Genomic DNA, 17,406 nt, shown 5'->3' with positions numbered 1-17,406 from the left:
GCCAAGTCATGTCTGAACCGAAAAAGCTGTTTATCAAGACCTATGGCTGTCAGATGAACGTCTATGACAGTGAACGCATGGCCGAAGCGCTGGGCGGGCAGGGGTATGTCGAGACCAAGTCGGCCGATGATGCGGATATGATCCTTCTCAATACTTGCCACATCCGTGAAAAGGCAGCTGAGAAAGTCTATTCCGAACTGGGCCGGTTCAAGGGTCTGAAAGCAGACAAGCCGGATTTGAAGATTGGTGTCGCTGGCTGCGTAGCCCAAGCCGAGGGCGAAGAGATTATGCGCCGTCAGCCTCTGGTCGATCTGGTAGTGGGTCCGCAAAGCTATCACCGCCTGCCTGAGATGGAGGCGAAGACGCGCGCGGGTGAAAAGGCGCTGGATACCGATTTCCCCGAAGAAGACAAATTCGAAAAGCTCAAGAACCGCCCCAAGGCCAAGCGTGGCCCGACGGCATTCCTGACTGTGCAGGAAGGCTGTGACAAGTTCTGCGCCTTCTGCGTTGTGCCCTATACACGCGGAGCCGAGGTCAGCCGCCCCGCTGATCGCATCCTGCGTGAGGCCCGCGATCTGGTCGAGCGCGGCGTGCGCGAGATCACGTTGCTGGGGCAGAACGTCAATGCCTATCACGGGGTGGGACCGGACGGAGACATGACTCTTGCCGGTCTGATCTGGGAGTTGAACAAGGTCGATGGGCTGGAGCGCATCCGCTTTACCACCTCGCACCCGAACGACATGGACGATGCGCTGATCGAGGCGCATGGGACCTGCGAAAAACTGATGCCTTATCTGCACCTGCCGGTGCAGTCGGGATCGGACAAAATCCTGAAACGCATGAACCGCAGTCACACGGCTGAAAGCTATCTGCGGCTAATCGAACGCATCCGCGAAGCCCGGCCCGATATTCTAATGTCCGGCGATTTCATCGTAGGCTTCCCCGAAGAGACAGATGAGGATTTTCAGGCTACTCTGGATTTGGTGGAAGAGGTCAAATACGGCTACGCGTATTCATTCAAGTATTCTACCCGCCCCGGTACGCCTGCGGCAGAACGGCCACAGGTCGATGCCGAAGTGGCAGACGAGCGTCTGCAACGGTTACAAGCCTTGATTACACGTCATCAGCGAGTGATTCAGGATTCCATGGTTGGCAAAACAGTCAGTGTCCTGTTTGAAAAATCTGGGCGTCAACCGGGCCAGATGGTTGGAAAATCCGAGTATCTTCACGCGGTTCACGTTTCGGATGCAGATGTGGCACGTGGAGATTTACGTAAGGTAAGGATCAAATCCTCTGGCGCGAACTCGCTAGGCGGCGAAGTGATTTAATCCAATATACGTATGCTGCAAGGGTTCCTTCCGACCAAATTTAACCCTTGATTTATGACTTGGAACTATGCTCCGAGAGAGGCCAGATTTCTCGGGTGTGGGTTTTGCGGCCTACGAAACTGTTGACCCGAAGAGGCAAGCCATGATGGCGGAGGGTGCGAGTAGTGAGTTGGATATGTTTTCCAAAATCGAAGATGTCCCGCGTTTTGACGGCCCTCTTATTGATGTTATCTTGCGCTGCTCCGACTTTGGCTGGGGATGTGACCGGGGAAGTCACTGAACCTGACGTGATTTCGTCCGAACGATATGCCAGCGATATCCGGGCGTTTTATCTGGGGGTGAGCGCCAGTCGTGCAACGGGTGGTTCCGATGAGTTTGGCTTGCAGGTCAATGGCGGCTCAGTTTTCGGGATCGGAGAGGTCAGTACTGACGGCAACTTTGCCGGGTTTCGCGGGGGTTGGCGCGGGATTTTGCCTGCGAGAGGCGGGCGCGACTATGTCTATGGTCTGGAAGTCGGCTACGACTTTGGCACTCTGGACGGCAGCACGTCGGGACAGATCGGCGGAACACCCGTCAGCGGCAGATCTGCAATTTCCGATGTATTCTCGATTCGCCTTCGAAATGGACTTACAAACCGCAGCAAGAGTGTCCTTTACTTCGTTACAGTGGGCTATGTGCGTGGTGATATCACAACCTCGGCTTCTGTGACCGAAATGGGTGGGACTACCCGCTTTGAAGACGTTGATCGACGTCAGGGTTTTTCTGCCAGCCTGGGTGCCGAGCATAAACTGAATGACGATTGGTCGATCACTGGTGAGCTCGAATATCTGCAGTTCGAATCAAAAACCGTAGAACTGGGCCCTTCTTTCAGCACCAAATCGACGCCAAGCTACCGCGGATTGCGGATCGGATTGAATTATACATTCTGAACCATTCGCAAAAACTGATATTTTATGCGCAACAACGCCGTTGATCGGCGCATTTGTCATCCCGTTTGCAAAAAACGAAACTGCGCCTTGCGTCCACCTCAAGATGTTGTCTACGCTCGGGGTGAAACGCCAAGACAGGAGAACGGATTGGCCATCGGTGCCCTGACCCCACCGCAAGAAGATATGCCCCAGCGTGAGGCGCTTGTTGAGTTCCCAGACAACAGACTACTAATCGATTTGTGCGGCGAATATGACCGTAACCTGACCGATATCGAACAAAAGCTTTCGGTGCAGATCGTGCGGCGTGGAAATCAGTTGGTCGTGCTGGGTGATGAAGAATCGCAAAAACAGGCGATTGAAGTGCTGCAGGCGCTCTACACTCGGCTTGAAGGTGGGCGAGATGTCGAAGCAGCAGATGTCGACCGAGAGTTGCGCATGGGCAATTCCGAGGCCGGAACCGGCACGCGGGATGGCGACCAGCTTGAGATGTTCAAAGGCGGAACGGTCGAAATCAAAACCCGTAAGAAGCTGGTTGAGCCGCGGACAGACGCCCAGAAGGCATATGTTCAGTCGCTCTTCAACAATGAGCTGGCCTTTGGAATCGGCCCTGCAGGTACGGGTAAAACTTATCTGGCTGTTGCTGTGGGTGTGTCGATGTTCATCGGAGGCCATGTGGACCGGATCATTCTCAGCCGTCCAGCGGTAGAGGCCGGCGAAAAGCTGGGTTACCTGCCCGGTGACATGAAGGATAAAGTCGATCCCTACATGCAGCCGCTTTATGATGCGCTGAATGATTTCCTCCCGGGCAAGCAGCTGGCTAAGCTGATCGAAGAAAAGCGGATCGAAATCGCGCCTCTGGCGTTTATGCGTGGGCGGACGCTGGCGAATGCCTTTGTCGTGCTGGACGAGGCGCAAAATGCCACCACCATGCAAATGAAAATGTTCCTGACCAGACTTGGCGAAGGCAGCCGCATGGTGATCACCGGAGACCGGTCACAGGTCGATTTGCCGCGCGGTGTGCAATCGGGTTTGGCGGATGCGGAAAGACTGCTGAAGACGATCCCGAATATCAGTTTTAATTATTTCACGTCGAAAGATGTCGTGCGCCACCCGCTTGTCGCCGCCATTATTGAGGCGTATGAGGCCGACACGGGCCGCGAAACGGGGTGAAACCCAAGGTTCCGATGGGTTTTGGAGCCTTGGAGAGCCGGTATGAATCTGGATGTAACGATCGAAGACGAGCGCTGGCGGGAATTGGAGCCGCTGGCGCAACGCGCACTCATTGAAGTTCTTAATTATTGCGGTCTCAAATCGGATTTCTGCGAAATCAGCTTGTTGGGTTGTAACGATGAACGGATCGCAGTTCTGAATGCCGAATTCCGGGAAAAACTGAAGCCGACAAATGTTCTAAGCTGGCCTGCCGAAGATTTGTCCCCTGATCACCCTGGGGGCATACCAATGTTGCCCGAGCCCGATTTCGCTGGGGATATCGCATTGGGAGACATTGCGATTTCATATGACACCTGCGCGCGTGAGGCCATCGCAGCGGGTAAATCATTAGAAGATCATGTGACCCACTTGATAATTCACGGCACGTTACATTTGTTAGGATACGATCACATTCGTGACCTGGACGCCACTTTGATGGAACGGGTCGAGATCGCAATACTTGGCAAACTGGGTATAGATAACCCATATAATGCATGACAGGGGCAGCTTTGCCCGATCATTTGGAACAGGATAATGGGCGATACAGACGGCAGTTCTAGGGCAGCGCAAAGCGCGCATTCACAGAACAGCAACACGGATAGCGATGAAAAAGGCGGGCTTTTATCCCGGATATTCGACGCATTTTCACCTCCGGGCGATGAAGCCAGTCAGGTGAACGGGGCTAAGGTCACGGATTCACAACCGAGGGGTATGATCAACCTGCGCAGAATGCGGGTCGAAGATGTCGCGATACCCACGGCCGAGATTATCTCGGTTCCCTCGACAACACCCAAGGACGAGTTGGCGCAAATTTTTCGCGATAGTGGATTGTCGCGAATCCCTGTGTACGAGGGAACGCTCGACACGCCACTGGGCTTTGTCCACCTCAAGGATTTCGCGCTGACCCATGGATTTAATGGCAACTCGTCCGAGTTTGATTTGACGTCAATGCTAAGGACCTTGCTGTTCGTTCCGCCCTCGATGCCGATTGGCGTACTTTTAACCAAGATGCAAACTGAACGTCGTCATATGGCGCTGGTCATTGACGAATACGGTGGTGTCGACGGCCTGCTGACCATCGAAGACCTAATCGAACAGGTTGTGGGCGAAATTGCCGACGAACATGACGCCGATGAAGATCAGCTTTGGATACAAGAAAAACCTGGCTGCTACGTGGTTCAAGCTCGGGTTCCGCTTGAAGATTTCGAAGCCGAAATTGGTCGTTCATTGACCAGCCACGAAGATGTGGACGAAGAAGAGATCGACACTTTGGGCGGTTTGGTCTTCATGCTATCCGGGCGCGTCCCGGCGCGTGGTGAGGTGGTATGCCACCCCGAAGGGCCTGAATTCGAAGTTCTTGACGCAGACCCACGCCGCATAAAGCGGTTGCGCGTCATGTTGCCGGATATCGCTGCATGAATCCTGCCCAGGGGTGGCCCTATTGGTTGCGGTTGCTGCTAGCGGCATCCTTGGGAATCGTGGCTGCTTGTGGGCTTGCCCCGTTGGGTTATTGGCCAGCAGCATTGGTGGCGCTGATCCTGCTTACTCCATTGTACTTGAACTCTGAAACATCCCGCCGCGCGGCTTTGCTGGGGTGGGTGTTCGCCACAGGGTATTTTGCCCATGCGCTAAACTGGATCATCGAACCATTCATGGTTGACGCAGAACGCCATGCCTGGATGGCACCCTTTGCACTAATCTTCTTGTCAGGCGGGTTGGCATTGTTCTGGGCGCTGGCCTTTGGAGTTGCAAAACGCATCGGTGGATCGCCAATCGTACAGGGTATGCTACTGGCTTTGACACTCTCTCTGGCCGAGTTTGCGCGGGGTTACATACTAACAGGGTTTCCTTGGGCGGGTATTGCTCAGATCTGGGTGGATACGCCTTTTGCTCAGCTCCTCTCGCTGATAGGACCTTATGGCTTGGGCGCGCTGACGCTGATTGCGACTTTGCCACTCGGTGCAGCCATCTCCAGCGATCGGACTCCACGCGGCTTGGGGATGCCAATCTTTGTGGCTGCGGGGTGCGCTGTATTGGCTCTGGCTTACGCCGCAAACCGGCCGTCGGTTGAATACTCCGGCCGTATCGTGCGACTGATACAGCCTAATGCTCCACAGCACCAAAAGTGGGACCCGGAATATGCACCCCTGTTTTTTGCCCGCCAACTTGAATTCACGGTAGCCGAGCCCAGGCCAGATCTGATTGTCTGGCCAGAAACTTCGGTTCCGGCGTGGCTTGGCAGTGCGCAGCCTTATCTTTCAGCAATTGGCGAAGCGGCGCAGGGTACGCCTGTTTTTCTAGGTATCCAGCGTGCTGACGGACGGCAGAACTATAACTCGATGATCTATTTGAATGGAGATGGTCAACAGGCGGGGCTGTATGACAAACACCATCTGGCCCCATTCGGAGAGTATGTGCCCTTTGGTGAATTGATGGCGCGGTTTGGAATTCACGGAATGGCGGCAACCACGGGAAGTGGTTTCAGCGCTGGGCCGGGCGCTGCCCTGATGGATGCAGGAGGGCTTGGGCAAGCTCTGCCGCTGATCTGTTATGAGGCCGTATTCACACAAGATGTTCTGTCCGCGCCGGGCCGGGCAGATTTTCTGTTGCAGATCACTAACGATGCGTGGTTCGGGACTCGCTCCGGTCCGTATCAGCATCTTGCACAGGCACAGATGCGCGCCATCGAGCAGGGTCTGCCGATGTTGCGCTCGGCCAATACCGGTGTTTCTGCGATGATTGACCCTTTGGGGCGAATTACTGACGCGTTGGCGCTTGGGCAGGCCGGGTTTATCGATGCCGAATTGCCGCAGCCCCAAGCCGCGACGATATATTCCCGGATCGGGAACAAACCTGTGTTTTTCCTTCTATTGGCAGCTTGGGCGTTGCTCTGGCGTCATACCCGTAGGTTCAACGGTCAAATACCGATTGACCCTACCTGACTGCGCGCGTATTCGGTCAATTGCCCTTCACAACGGCTTCCTGACGTGATGGGAAAATCTTAGTGGAGCACATTTATGTCCCGACAGAATTACACTTTTACTTCGGAGTCCGTATCCGAAGGACACCCTGATAAGGTCTGCGATCGTATTTCCGATGCGGTGCTAGACGCCTTCCTGCGTGAAGAGCCCGAAGCCCGCGTTGCGTGCGAAACTTTTGCCACAACGGACCGTGTGGTCATCGGTGGCGAAGTGGGGCTGTCGGATCAGGACAAGCTCCACGATTACATGGCGCATATCGATGATATTGCGCGCGCCTGCATCAAAGATATCGGATACGAGCAGGACAAGTTTCACCACGAAACCGTCGAGGTAACCAACCTGCTGCACGAACAGTCGGCTCATATTGCGCAGGGCGTCGACGCCGCTGACAACAAAGACGAGGGCGCAGGCGATCAGGGCATCATGTTCGGGTACGCCACGACCGAGACACCTGCACTGATGCCAGCTCCGATCCAGTATTCGCATGCAATCCTTCGCCGTCTGGCCGAAGTTCGCAAAAACGGTACCGAGCCCGCGCTGGGTCCGGACGCGAAATCGCAGCTGTCGGTCATCTACCGGGATGGCAATCCAGTTGGTGTCAGCTCAATCGTGCTGTCCACTCAGCATCTGGATGAGGCGCTGACCTCGGATGATATCCGCCAGATTGTCGAACCCTATATTCGCGAAACCCTGCCCGATGGCTGGCTGACCGCCGAGACCGAGTGGCATGTGAATCCCACCGGCAAGTTCGTGATCGGCGGCCCCGATGGCGACGCGGGTCTGACCGGGCGCAAGATCATCGTGGACACCTACGGCGGTGCTGCTCCGCACGGGGGCGGTGCGTTCTCTGGCAAAGACCCGACCAAGGTGGACCGCTCGGCTGCGTATGCCGCACGCTACCTGGCCAAGAACGTGGTAGCGGCAGGAATGGCGGAACGCTGCACCATTCAGTTGAGCTATGCGATTGGCGTCTCCAAACCTCTGTCGATCTATGCCGACACACACGGGACAGGCCAGATCGCTGACGCGGTTATCGAGAAGGCTGTCGGTCAAGTCATGGACCTGACACCACGCGGCATTCGCGAGCATCTGCAACTGAACAAGCCGATATATCAGCGTACTGCAGCCTATGGCCATTTCGGACGCGAACCCGATGCAGATGGTGGATTCAGCTGGGAGCGTACCGATTTGGCCGACGCTCTTAAGCAGGCTGTCTGAGCGCCGTTCACCTATTCAAAAAATACGCCGGAGGTGTGGGGGCCAGCCCCCAACCTCCACCCTTGCCTCAGGCACGAGTCAGCAGTATGGGCACGGGCATGAGCAACCAGACCCCACAGCGCCCCCGCAGGAACTTTTATGGCCGCTTCAAAGGCAAGACCTTGAAGCCCAGCCAAAAGACTTATCTGTCAGAAGATCTGGCCGCCCTGTCTCCAGGTGCGGTAGATTGGGAAACCAACCCAGAACGCACCGCTTTGGACCTAGAGGGCCTGTTCGGTGGCAAGCCTGTCTGGCTCGAAGTCGGATTTGGCGGTGGCGAGCATTTGGTGCATCAGGCGCAAAACAATCCCGGTATCGGCATTATCGGAGCAGAGCCTTACATCAATGGTGTCGCAATGTTGTTGGGCAAAATTCGTCAGGCTGGTGCCGAAAACCTTGCCGTGCACCCTGGCGATGCGCGGGATTTGTTTGATGTGCTGCCCGAGGCCAGCATCTCGCGCGCCTTTCTGCTCTACCCTGATCCGTGGCCGAAAACACGTCATCATCGGCGCAGGTTCGTGACCCCTGAACATCTGGAGCCTCTGGCGCGTGCATTGAAACCGGGGTCGATTTTTCGCGTTGCCACCGATATCCCCGACTATGTGCGCCAGACTCTTGAAGAGGTGCCGCGTGCCGGTTTTGAGTGGCTCGCCGAGCGCCCCGCCGACTGGCGCGAGCCTTGGGATGACTGGATTTCCACCCGCTACGAACAAAAAGCCCTACGCGAGGGGCGTACCCCGCATTATCTGACCTTCCGACGCAAAGACTGATTGCCGCTGGACCAACCGGCCCCAATTCGCTAATCGGCCTGAGGACCGATAGCGAAAACAGGAGCCCCCATGTCCGGACACGGCACGCCCATCCCGATGACGTCGCATCCATGCGGCCCGCTGACCGGCACGGCAGAGGTGCCTGGCGACAAATCAATCTCGCACCGGTCCCTGATCCTGGGGGCGATGGCTGTTGGCGAAACCAGGATTTCGGGCCTGCTTGAGGGCGAGGATGTGCTGGACACGGCCAAGGCCATGCGGGCCTTCGGGGCCGAAGTTACGGATCACGGGGGCGGCGAATGGTCGGTGCACGGCGTAGGCGTAGGCGGCTTTGCGGAACCCGATCAGGTGATCGATTGCGGGAACTCGGGCACCGGTGTGCGCCTGATTATGGGAGCAATGGCAACCTCTCCGATAACGGCGACCTTTACCGGGGATGCCAGCCTGAACAAGCGTCCAATGGCCCGGGTCACCGATCCTCTGGCGCTGTTTGGCACGCAATCTGTCGGCCGTGACGGTGGACGCCTGCCGATGACCATCGTCGGCGCTGCGGACCCCATCCCGGTTCGTTACGAGGTGCCTGTGCCGTCGGCACAGGTGAAATCCGCTGTTCTGCTGGCAGGGCTGAATGCCCCCGGCAAGACCGTGGTAATCGAGAAAGAGGCCACCCGCGATCATTCCGAACGGATGCTGGCCGGGTTCGGCGCAGAAATCACCGTCGAGGATACCGACGAGGGGCGAGTGATTACTCTGACCGGGCGTCCAGAATTGAAGCCGCAAGTCATTGCAGTACCGCGTGACCCGTCCAGCGCAGCGTTTCCGGTATGTGCCGCGCTGATTACCCCTGGATCGGATGTTTTGGTACCAGGCATCGGACTGAACCCCACACGCGCAGGTTTGTTTACAACCTTACGCGAGATGGGGGCGGATCTGACCTATGAGAACGAGCGTGAAGAGGGCGGTGAACCCGTTGCAGATCTGCGGGCAAAATACTCGCCCAATATGAAGGGAATTTCCGTACCGCCAGAACGCGCTGCCTCGATGATTGACGAGTACCCCGTGCTGTCCGTTGTTGCCGCCAATGCGACCGGCACAATGATGATGGGTGGCGTCAAAGAGTTACGCGTCAAGGAAAGTGACCGGATCGATGCCATGGCGCGTGGCCTGCGCGCGAATGGCGTGACCGTAGACGAGGGTGACGATTGGTGGTCAGTCGAGGGCCTCGGCATTGGTGGTGTTCCCGGCGGCGGCATTTGTGAGAGTTTCCTCGATCACCGTATTGCTATGTCCTTCATGGTGATGGGTATGGGCGCGAAAAAGGCGGTTTCGGTAGATGATGGTAGTCCGATTGCAACATCGTTCCCGATCTTTGAGCCGTTGATGACGGGTTTAGGTGCCAAACTGCTTCGCAACAACCGGCCCGTCTGATGCTCGAGCAGGGGTATACGGTAGCGATCGATGGTCCTGCCGCGGCAGGTAAGGGCACGATCTCGAAGGCGGTCGCCGCACATTTTGGGTTTGCCCATCTGGATACCGGATTACTGTACCGGGCGGTTGGACGGCGCATGTTGCAAGGGGAAGAGCCTGTTACGGCGGCGCAATCTCTGACCGCGGAAGAGTTGGAACAGGGTGACCTTCGTACGGCCGAGATCGCACAAGCGGCCTCAAAAGTGGCTGTCATACCCGAGGTTCGCAGCGCGCTGGTTGATTTCCAACGTGCCTTTGCGCGGCGTGTCGGAGGTGCAGTACTTGACGGCCGTGATATCGGAACCGTTATTTGCCCGAACGCCGAGGTCAAACTGTTCGTCACGGCCAGCGCCGAAGTGCGCGCGGAACGGCGATATCTGGAGCTTGCAGCTAAAGGCGATGATGTCTCGCGCGGTCAGGTTCTTGCAGATGTCAAAGAACGCGATGCCCGCGATGCCGAACGTACCACCGCGCCAATGAAACCCGCAGAAGATGCGGTGCTGTTGGATACCTCGGACCTGAGTGTTGATGCAGCGCTGGCCCGTGCGATCGAAATCATCGAAAAGGCCCTGCCCGAGGCATAAGCGCCACGGGCAGGCCATGTCAGCTACTTACAGCTCGCCAACTGCGATGCTTTTGATGTTGGCCCACTGGTCATCGGCGGTTTTTGTAGTCCCGGTAACGTCTTTGAGGAAGGACGCGCGGGTGTCGGCGTTCAGGAACAGATACAGCTTGCCATCTGCGACCAGATATTGATCCGGGTCGCCGTCAAATTTCTTTCCGACCGAAACGCCGAATGAGCAATATCCGCCGTGCTGGGGCAGGTATGCCGCCGGGTTCGCCTCGAACGCTTCAAGATTTGCCGCGCTAGTGAAATAGTAGGACGCGCCGTCATAGGTCGCTGTATGGGTTGCAAAACCTTCGACCGGATTGCCGTCATTCACCAATGCCACCAGATCGACACCATGCACCGCCAAAGGAGCACCAGCAGCAGAGATACCCTTTGAGACGTTGATTTCATCTGCAGCAAATGCAGGAGCTGCCAGGGCGAGTGTCATCGCAAGGGCTGTAAGGGCAAGAGGTTTCATTTGGTTATTCCTTTCCATTTGGTTCCTGGCCGCATCTGTCGTCGGCCGATGGACTGAAAATAGTAAAGGCTTTTCGGACGCGTAATCGCCGTTAGAACGCAAAGTATTGCAGATCGTCCTAACCGATGCATGATATGTGATAAGTGTTCACAGAGCTTTGTTTGGTTCGTCAGAACTGAACATCTTATGGTCGTTTCTGTATCTACAGGAGGGGCCACATGATCCGAATAGTTCTGTTTCTGGTGTTAACGGCCACAGGCATCGCTGCTCAGGAAGCAGAAACCCCGTCTCCGATCAATGAACCCCCGATGACCTACGAACGTCTGGGTAAAATCCTGTTTGCACTGGATCCCGAGGCGCAACCACACGGGCCCGGTTTTGAGCTGACGATCTCGGAGACGCGTGTATTTGTTGTGACGGATATCAATGCGGACCGTATGCGCGTGATGGTTCCGATCCGAACCGCAGACGGTCTGACACGTGCCGACATGCAACGGATGATGCAGGCCAATTTCGATACGGCGTTGGATGCGCGATATGCGATCGCAAACGGTAGGATTTGGGCGGTGTTCCTGCATCCGCTATCGCTGCTGCAAAGGGATCAATTGATCTCGGGCATCGCGCAAACGGTGAACATCGCGCAAACATATGGCACCCTCTATTCCAGCGGAGGGGCACAGTTTGGCGGCGGCGACAGCGGTGAGTTGCAGCAAGAGCTGTTCAAGGAACTGTTAAAAAAGGGCGAGGAAATCTAATTTCCGACAGTAAGGCCCAAAGACCGTCTTGCAAAAAAGTTTGTGTTATATGATATCGTAACGTAGACATTAAAGATGGAGTTTCTGTTTGTCTGCGGGTTGCGATGTGAAACGAGGTGTGGTCCCTGCCACCGCTGGTAAGGCGATCAAAGGCAATTCAGGCCGTAATTTGCGGACTCAGCTCAAACGTCGTAGGCGGCGGGGCTCGCCGATGCAGGCCTATGACGCATTGCCGCAAGGCCTTAGGCAGTGGCTGGCGTCTGCCTGTTTGCCATGGAGTCCGGCCTCGGCTCTCAAAATCTGGGACCAAGCTGGGGGTTCGGCAAATCCCATGGCCGCTATTCTGCGGCTTGACGCCATTGAGCGATCCATGTTGCAGCAAGATGCGTTGATCTGGGGCACGCCGGGCAAGCAATCAAGCGCTGATCCCGCCGCATAAGCCAGCGTTTGTTGGCTTTGCACTTGCGCAAGCATTGGAATCCGCCTATACGCGCGCTGTCGATACAAGGGCGGTCAACGTCCGGATGACGTTTCTGAGCAGGGCCGGGTAACCTCGGCCCTTTGTGTTTGTTTGCTCAGGGGCGCACCGGATCACGCCTGAAGACATCATGAAACAAGACCGGCGGAGACAACCGCTCGGCCAGCAAAAACGTACTGTAAAGGAAAACAACGCCACATGGCTAACGCATCCATGGAGGAATTCGAAGCCCTCCTGAATGAAAGCTTCGAAATGGACACACCCGAAGAGGGTTCTGTTGTCAAAGGCAAGGTTCTGGCGATCGAAGCCGGCCAAGCCATCATCGACGTAGGCTACAAAATGGAAGGCCGCGTTGATCTGAAAGAATTCGCAAATCCCGGCGAAGCCCCTGAAATCGCTGTTGGCGACGAGGTCGAAGTTTACCTGCGCGCTGCAGAAAACGCTCGTGGCGAAGCTGTCATCTCGCGCGAGATGGCCCGCCGCGAAGAGGCATGGGACCGTCTGGAAAAAGCATATGCCGACGACCAGCGCGTCGAAGGTGCAATCTTTGGTCGCGTCAAAGGTGGCTTCACCGTCGATCTGGGTGGCGCAGTTGCGTTCCTGCCCGGCTCGCAAGTTGATGTTCGCCCTGTGCGCGACGCTGGCCCGCTGATGGGTCTGAAGCAGCCGTTCCAGATTCTGAAAATGGACCGCCGCCGTGGCAACATCGTTGTATCGCGCCGCGCAATCCTGGAAGAATCGCGTGCCGAACAGCGTGCCGAAGTCATCGGCAACCTGTCCGAAGGTCAGACCGTCGAGGGTGTCGTCAAGAACATCACCGAATACGGTGCATTTGTTGACCTGGGCGGCGTTGACGGCCTGCTGCACGTCACCGACATGGCATGGCGCCGTGTGAACCACCCGTCCGAGATCCTGACGATCGGCGAAACCATCAAGGTTCAAGTCATCAAGATCAACAAAGAGACCCACCGCATCAGCCTGGGCATGAAGCAGCTGCAGGAAGATCCGTGGGATCTGGTTGCCGCCAAGTACCCGCTGGGCTCGGTCCATCAGGGTCGCGTCACCAACATCACCGACTACGGCGCGTTCGTCGAGCTGGAAGCTGGTGTCGAAGGTCTGGTGCACGTGTCCGAGATGTCCTGGACCAAGAAAAACGTTCACCCAGGCAAGATCGTTTCGACCAGCCAGGAAGTCGACGTCATGGTTCTGGAAATCGACGGCGCCAAGCGTCGCGTGTCTCTGGGCCTGAAGCAGACTCAGCGCAACCCATGGGAAGTGTTTGCAGAAACTCACCCCGAGGGCACCGAGGTCGAAGGCGAAGTCAAGAACATCACCGAGTTTGGTCTGTTCATTGGCCTCGAAGGCGACATCGATGGCATGGTTCACCTGTCCGACCTGTCGTGGGACGAGCGTGGCGAAGATGCGATCCAGAACTACCGCAAAGGCGACATGGTTTCGGCCGTTGTCTCGGAAGTGGACGTTGAGAAAGAGCGTATCTCGCTGTCGATCAAAGCCCTGGGCGGTGACAAGTTCGCCGAAGCCGTGGGCGGCGTGAAGCGTGGCTCGATCGTAACCGTCGAAGTGACCGCGATTGAAGATGGCGGCATCGAGGTGGAATACGAAGGCATGAAATCCTTCATCCGCCGTTCGGACCTGTCCCGTGACCGCGCCGAACAGCGCCCCGAGCGGTTCTCGGTCGGTGACAAGGTCGACGTTCGCGTCACCAACGTCGACAGCAAAACCCGCCGTCTGGGCCTGTCGATCAAGGCACGCGAGATCGCCGAAGAGAAAGAGGCCGTCGAACAATACGGTTCTTCCGACTCGGGCGCATCGCTGGGCGATATCCTGGGTGCAGCGCTGAAGTCCGGCGACTGATTCAGGGCGAAAGCCTGACCAAGAATTTCGGCCCCGTGCGCACGCGCGGGGCCGTTTTTGTTGCGAATCAATATGTTCCAATTATCCGGGTTATTTTCCGTCATGTTCGCTCAATAGGTGTGGAAAACGGGCCTGTGCGCTAAAATTCACGTTAGAATGTGGCAAAATAAGGCCAATCGATGCAGAGTATGCGTTCCCCCAAACCGGGTTTTTTCCTATACTGTCAAATCAGTAGGCCAGATATACCGGACGCCTGGGAGGGTATTACGCATGATCCGTTCAGAACTGATTCAAAAAATCGCCGACGAAAATCCGCATCTTTATCAGCGCGACGTCGAACGGATTGTAAATACGGTTTTCGAAGAAGTGACCGATGCAATGTCGCGCGGAGATCGAGTTGAGCTGCGTGGCTTTGGCGCTTTTTCGGTTAAAAAACGCGATGCGCGGGTCGGTCGGAATCCCCGCACCGGAGAAACGGTTCAGGTCGAAGAAAAATGTGTTCCGTTTTTCAAGACAGGAAAGTTGCTAAGGGATCGTTTGAACGGTAAAGCGTGATCCCATGATGCGCTACATTCGTTATGCCTTTCTTGCGGCTTTAGGGATCGTCTTGGTTTCGATCTCTTTGGCCAATCGACAGATGGTTGAACTGAAGCTGATGCCGGATGCATTGTCCGAATTGCTTGGGTTCAACTTCTCGGCTTCGTTGCCATTGTTCCTGGTGGTTCTTGGCGGCGTTGTGGCGGGGCTGGTCATAGGGTTTTTGTGGGAGTGGCTGCGCGAGCACAAGCACCGCAAGAATGCGACCGTAAAGCAAGGCGAAATGCGCAAACTTGAGCGCGAGGTCAAGAAGCTCAAGAAAAAGCAGAATGAAGGCCAAGATGACGTTCTTGCCCTGCTGGATGAGGCTAGCTGAGGCCGACTATGTCCGGTGAAATCAGTGTCAAAATATGCGGTGTTACCGCGCCTGATCATGTGCGTGCGGCAGTTGAAGCAGGTGCACGGTATCTAGGCTTCAATTTCTTTCCTAAATCGCCGCGTTATGTATCCGCTGTGCAAGCGGCAGAGTTGATGCAATCTGTGCCTGTTGGGGTCGCTAAGGTGGCTTTGGTTGTGAATGAGTCGAACGAGGTTTTGGATCAGATTACCGAAACTGCACCGTTCGATATGCTGCAGTTACACGGTGGTGAAAACGTCGAACGGGTTTCGAAAATCAAATCGCGCTATGGGTTGCCGGTTATGAAGGTCATTGGAGTGGCCGATGCGGAAGACCTCGCTGCGATTGATGCGTTTAGCGACGTCGCCGACCAGATTTTGATCGATGCCAAACCACCAAAAAATGCGGTTCTACCGGGTGGCAATGGCTTGGCGTTCGATTGGCGGCTTTTGGCCGGGCGGAAGTATTGGCGCAAGCCGTGGATGTTGGCGGGTGGTCTAACTCCCGACAACGTGGCGGAGGCCATTCGTACCACGGGAGCCCGGCAAGTGGACGTCGCTTCGGGTGTTGAAAGTGCCCCGGGTATCAAGGATGAGGCCTTGATCAGCGCATTCATCGCCGCCACACGGTGATCTGAACAATTGTCTGCTGCGTATCTCTGGAAAAGGGGAGGAGACAATGCTTGCGGCAATTGGCGGTGTTTCGTTAAGACGATGGTACTATGGGCCGGAGCTGTTCTGGCGGGCGCGTCAGGCGTTGCTTCAAGCGCGCGGCGATCCATTGTGCCTGGAAGCACAGGTCTTTTTACATCAGGGCATGTTTTTTTCACTCAGTGTTTGGGAAGACATAGAGGCTATGCTGACATTTGCCCAATCGGGCCCGCATCGATGTGTGGTGGATGCGGCTTCGCGCTTGGCCAAAACCTATGAATTCCACCATTTTCCCTGCATTGCTGTCCCTAGCAGGGATCAGGCTTTGAAGGTCTGGGCGCAATGCGTCCAGGATCAGCAATGATGCGTTTTGCCATGGCAAATCCTGCCGCTACCACCTATGAAAGTCGCGTACGACGAGTGGAGACACCCATGGCCAACGATCTTTTTAATTCCTTCATGTCCGGCCCGGATGAGCAGGGCCGTTTCGGCATCTTCGGTGGACGGTTCGTCAGCGAAACGCTGATGCCGCTGATCCTGTCGCTGGAAGAGGAATATAACAAAGCCAAGGATGACCCTACTTTCTGGGCCGAGATGGATGATCTGTGGGCCAACTATGTGGGCCGCCCCTCGCCGCTGTATTACGCGGAACGCCTGACCGAGCATCTGGGCGGGGCCAAAATCTATCTGAAGCGCGATGAACTGAACCACACTGGTGCGCATAAGATTAATAACGTGCTGGGCCAGATCATTCTTGCGCGCCGCATGGGTAAGACCCGGATCATCGCGGAAACCGGGGCAGGGCAGCACGGCGTAGCCACCGCTACCGTCTGTGCCAAGTTCGGCCTGAAATGCATCGTCTATATGGGCGCGCATGACGTACAGCGTCAGGCCCCGAATGTATTCCGTATGCGCCTGCTTGGGGCTGAGGTGATTCCGGTGACAAGCGGTCGGGGTACGCTGAAAGACGCGATGAACGACGCGCTGCGCGACTGGGTGACCAATGTGCGCGACACCTTCTATTGCATCGGCACAGTGGCCGGTCCGCACCCGTACCCGGCGATGGTACGCGATTTCCAGTCGATCATCGGTAAGGAAGCCAAAGAGCAGATGCACGAGGCCGAAGGTCGTCTACCCGACACCATCATCGCAGCTATTGGCGGTGGATCGAATGCGATGGGCCTGTTCTATCCGTTCCTTGATGACAAAGAGGTCAACATCATCGGCGTCGAAGCAGGCGGCAAGGGCGTGAATGAAAAGATGGAACATTGTGCCTCGTTGACCGGCGGTCGCCCCGGCGTGCTGCACGGTAATCGCACTTATCTGTTGCAGGATGACGATGGGCAGATACTGGAAGGCTATTCCATCTCGGCGGGTCTGGATTATCCGGGGATCGGGCCTGAGCATTCCTGGCTGAACGATATCGGTCGTGCCAACTATGTCTCAATCACCGACAAAGAGGCGCTGGAGGCATTTCAGCTGTGCTGTGCGACCGAGGGCATCATCCCGGCGCTCGAGCCCAGTCATGCGCTGGCGCATGTGATGAAGATCGCACCAGATTTGCCCAAAGATCACCTGATCTGCATGAACATGTGCGGACGCGGCGACAAGGATGTGCAGACGGTTGCGAACTACCTGAACTTCGACATGTCCGACACCGAAGGCCGTACAGCAGACTGATCACC

At 56.3% G+C, this 17,406-nt stretch carries 19 protein-coding genes and 1 riboswitch; of the genes, 18 read left to right on the top strand and 1 reads right to left on the bottom strand.

Going from position 1 to position 17,406, the window contains the following annotated elements; all coding sequences use genetic code 11:
- The first annotated feature begins 8 nt into the window (after positions 1-8).
- The 10 genes from miaB (at position 9) to cmk (ending at position 10,525) form a co-directional block, all read left to right on the top strand.
- A complete protein-coding gene (gene miaB, locus ACR0JR_RS14935; protein ID WP_480456816.1) occupies positions 9-1,328 on the top strand; it encodes a tRNA (N6-isopentenyl adenosine(37)-C2)-methylthiotransferase MiaB in 1,320 nt (439 codons plus the stop codon).
- A gap of 194 nt (positions 1,329-1,522) precedes the next feature.
- Positions 1,523-2,257, top strand: coding sequence for an outer membrane protein (locus tag ACR0JR_RS14930; protein WP_480456815.1), 735 nt, complete (start codon positions 1,523-1,525; stop codon positions 2,255-2,257).
- A 147-nt stretch (positions 2,258-2,404) separates the two neighbouring features.
- Positions 2,405-3,427 carry a PhoH family protein gene (locus ACR0JR_RS14925; protein WP_170477770.1) on the top strand — a complete coding sequence of 341 codons (1,023 nt, stop codon included), beginning with the start codon at positions 2,405-2,407 and terminating at the stop codon, positions 3,425-3,427.
- Positions 3,428-3,469: 42 nt separating this feature from the next.
- Entirely contained in the window at positions 3,470-3,964 is a 495-nt protein-coding gene (ybeY, locus tag ACR0JR_RS14920; protein ID WP_480456814.1) for an rRNA maturation RNase YbeY, read from the top strand.
- Positions 3,965-4,000: 36 nt separating this feature from the next.
- Complete coding sequence (locus ACR0JR_RS14915) at positions 4,001-4,885, top strand: hemolysin family protein (protein ID WP_170781534.1); 885 nt, start codon at positions 4,001-4,003, stop codon at positions 4,883-4,885.
- The gene (gene lnt, locus ACR0JR_RS14910) at positions 4,882-6,408 is read left to right on the top strand and encodes an apolipoprotein N-acyltransferase (RefSeq protein ID WP_480456812.1); all 1,527 of its coding nucleotides are present in this window, start codon (positions 4,882-4,884) and stop codon (positions 6,406-6,408) included. The genes ACR0JR_RS14915 and lnt overlap by 4 nt, the downstream gene beginning before the upstream one ends.
- Positions 6,409-6,429: 21 nt before the next feature.
- Positions 6,430-6,478, top strand: a riboswitch (SAM-SAH riboswitch).
- 5 nt (positions 6,479-6,483) lie between these two features.
- Positions 6,484-7,665 carry a methionine adenosyltransferase gene (gene metK / locus ACR0JR_RS14905; RefSeq protein ID WP_010438011.1) on the top strand — a complete coding sequence of 394 codons (1,182 nt, stop codon included), beginning with the start codon at positions 6,484-6,486 and terminating at the stop codon, positions 7,663-7,665.
- A gap of 98 nt (positions 7,666-7,763) precedes the next feature.
- Positions 7,764-8,474, top strand: coding sequence for a tRNA (guanine(46)-N(7))-methyltransferase TrmB (gene trmB / locus ACR0JR_RS14900; RefSeq protein ID WP_480456810.1), 711 nt, complete (start codon positions 7,764-7,766; stop codon positions 8,472-8,474).
- 69 nt (positions 8,475-8,543) lie between these two features.
- Positions 8,544-9,902, top strand: coding sequence for a 3-phosphoshikimate 1-carboxyvinyltransferase (gene aroA, locus ACR0JR_RS14895; RefSeq protein WP_480456808.1), 1,359 nt, complete (start codon positions 8,544-8,546; stop codon positions 9,900-9,902).
- Entirely contained in the window at positions 9,902-10,525 is a 624-nt protein-coding gene (gene cmk, locus ACR0JR_RS14890) for a (d)CMP kinase (protein WP_480456806.1), read from the top strand. Before aroA ends, cmk begins: the two co-directional genes overlap by 1 nt.
- A 27-nt stretch (positions 10,526-10,552) precedes the next feature.
- On the opposite strand, the gene ACR0JR_RS14885 is transcribed toward cmk, so the two are convergent.
- Complete coding sequence (locus ACR0JR_RS14885; RefSeq protein ID WP_480456805.1) at positions 10,553-11,029, bottom strand: YHS domain-containing (seleno)protein; 477 nt, start codon at positions 11,027-11,029, stop codon at positions 10,553-10,555.
- Between the two features lie 218 nt (positions 11,030-11,247).
- Here ACR0JR_RS14885 and ACR0JR_RS14880 point away from each other — a divergent pair, with 218 nt between their 5' ends.
- The 8 genes from ACR0JR_RS14880 to trpB all read left to right on the top strand — a co-directional run bounded on the left by ACR0JR_RS14880 (position 11,248) and on the right by trpB (position 17,401).
- Positions 11,248-11,784 carry a hypothetical protein gene (locus tag ACR0JR_RS14880; RefSeq protein WP_480456804.1) on the top strand — a complete coding sequence of 179 codons (537 nt, stop codon included), beginning with the start codon at positions 11,248-11,250 and terminating at the stop codon, positions 11,782-11,784.
- 106 nt (positions 11,785-11,890) lie between these two features.
- Complete coding sequence (locus ACR0JR_RS14875; protein WP_480456915.1) at positions 11,891-12,223, top strand: DUF6525 family protein; 333 nt, start codon at positions 11,891-11,893, stop codon at positions 12,221-12,223.
- A gap of 237 nt (positions 12,224-12,460) precedes the next feature.
- Positions 12,461-14,137, top strand: coding sequence for a 30S ribosomal protein S1 (rpsA, locus tag ACR0JR_RS14870; RefSeq protein WP_010438032.1), 1,677 nt, complete (start codon positions 12,461-12,463; stop codon positions 14,135-14,137).
- Between the two features lie 270 nt (positions 14,138-14,407).
- Positions 14,408-14,692, top strand: coding sequence for an integration host factor subunit beta (ihfB, locus tag ACR0JR_RS14865; RefSeq protein ID WP_008758048.1), 285 nt, complete (start codon positions 14,408-14,410; stop codon positions 14,690-14,692).
- Between the two features lie 7 nt (positions 14,693-14,699).
- The gene (locus ACR0JR_RS14860; RefSeq protein WP_480456914.1) at positions 14,700-15,050 is read left to right on the top strand and encodes a LapA family protein; all 351 of its coding nucleotides are present in this window, start codon (positions 14,700-14,702) and stop codon (positions 15,048-15,050) included.
- A gap of 8 nt (positions 15,051-15,058) precedes the next feature.
- Entirely contained in the window at positions 15,059-15,703 is a 645-nt protein-coding gene (locus ACR0JR_RS14855) for a phosphoribosylanthranilate isomerase (protein WP_480456802.1), read from the top strand.
- 46 nt (positions 15,704-15,749) lie between these two features.
- Positions 15,750-16,085 carry a hypothetical protein gene (locus ACR0JR_RS14850; protein ID WP_170774910.1) on the top strand — a complete coding sequence of 112 codons (336 nt, stop codon included), beginning with the start codon at positions 15,750-15,752 and terminating at the stop codon, positions 16,083-16,085.
- Positions 16,086-16,153: 68 nt separating this feature from the next.
- Complete coding sequence (trpB, locus tag ACR0JR_RS14845; protein WP_480456801.1) at positions 16,154-17,401, top strand: tryptophan synthase subunit beta; 1,248 nt, start codon at positions 16,154-16,156, stop codon at positions 17,399-17,401.
- Positions 17,402-17,406: the final 5 nt, after the last annotated feature.

This window comes from Ruegeria sp. AA3 (genome assembly GCF_056542905.1).
The sequence above is the reverse complement of the archived record's forward strand: the minus strand, read 5'-3'. Positions and strand labels throughout refer to the sequence as shown.

What these genes read in the sequence shown, in the direction of transcription:
- ACR0JR_RS14850 (WP_170774910.1), top strand. Translation starts at nt 15,750, where the DNA reads ATGCTTGCGGCAATTGGCGGTGTTTCGTTAAGACGATGGTACTATGGG.
- trpB (WP_480456801.1), top strand. Translation starts at nt 16,154, where the DNA reads ATGGCCAACGATCTTTTTAATTCCTTCATGTCCGGCCCGGATGAGCAG.
- ACR0JR_RS14880 (WP_480456804.1), top strand. Translation starts at nt 11,248, where the DNA reads ATGATCCGAATAGTTCTGTTTCTGGTGTTAACGGCCACAGGCATCGCT.
- ACR0JR_RS14855 (WP_480456802.1), top strand. Translation starts at nt 15,059, where the DNA reads ATGTCCGGTGAAATCAGTGTCAAAATATGCGGTGTTACCGCGCCTGAT.
- trmB (WP_480456810.1), top strand. Translation starts at nt 7,764, where the DNA reads ATGAGCAACCAGACCCCACAGCGCCCCCGCAGGAACTTTTATGGCCGC.
- cmk (WP_480456806.1), top strand. Translation starts at nt 9,902, where the DNA reads ATGCTCGAGCAGGGGTATACGGTAGCGATCGATGGTCCTGCCGCGGCA.
- ACR0JR_RS14930 (WP_480456815.1), top strand. Translation starts at nt 1,523, where the DNA reads ATGTCCCGCGTTTTGACGGCCCTCTTATTGATGTTATCTTGCGCTGCT.
- ihfB (WP_008758048.1), top strand. Translation starts at nt 14,408, where the DNA reads ATGATCCGTTCAGAACTGATTCAAAAAATCGCCGACGAAAATCCGCAT.
- ACR0JR_RS14885 (WP_480456805.1), bottom strand. Translation starts at nt 11,029, where the DNA reads ATGAAACCTCTTGCCCTTACAGCCCTTGCGATGACACTCGCCCTGGCA.
- ACR0JR_RS14915 (WP_170781534.1), top strand. Translation starts at nt 4,001, where the DNA reads ATGGGCGATACAGACGGCAGTTCTAGGGCAGCGCAAAGCGCGCATTCA.
- lnt (WP_480456812.1), top strand. Translation starts at nt 4,882, where the DNA reads ATGAATCCTGCCCAGGGGTGGCCCTATTGGTTGCGGTTGCTGCTAGCG.
- aroA (WP_480456808.1), top strand. Translation starts at nt 8,544, where the DNA reads ATGTCCGGACACGGCACGCCCATCCCGATGACGTCGCATCCATGCGGC.
- miaB (WP_480456816.1), top strand. Translation starts at nt 9, where the DNA reads ATGTCTGAACCGAAAAAGCTGTTTATCAAGACCTATGGCTGTCAGATG.
- ACR0JR_RS14860 (WP_480456914.1), top strand. Translation starts at nt 14,700, where the DNA reads ATGCGCTACATTCGTTATGCCTTTCTTGCGGCTTTAGGGATCGTCTTG.
- ybeY (WP_480456814.1), top strand. Translation starts at nt 3,470, where the DNA reads ATGAATCTGGATGTAACGATCGAAGACGAGCGCTGGCGGGAATTGGAG.
- metK (WP_010438011.1), top strand. Translation starts at nt 6,484, where the DNA reads ATGTCCCGACAGAATTACACTTTTACTTCGGAGTCCGTATCCGAAGGA.
- rpsA (WP_010438032.1), top strand. Translation starts at nt 12,461, where the DNA reads ATGGCTAACGCATCCATGGAGGAATTCGAAGCCCTCCTGAATGAAAGC.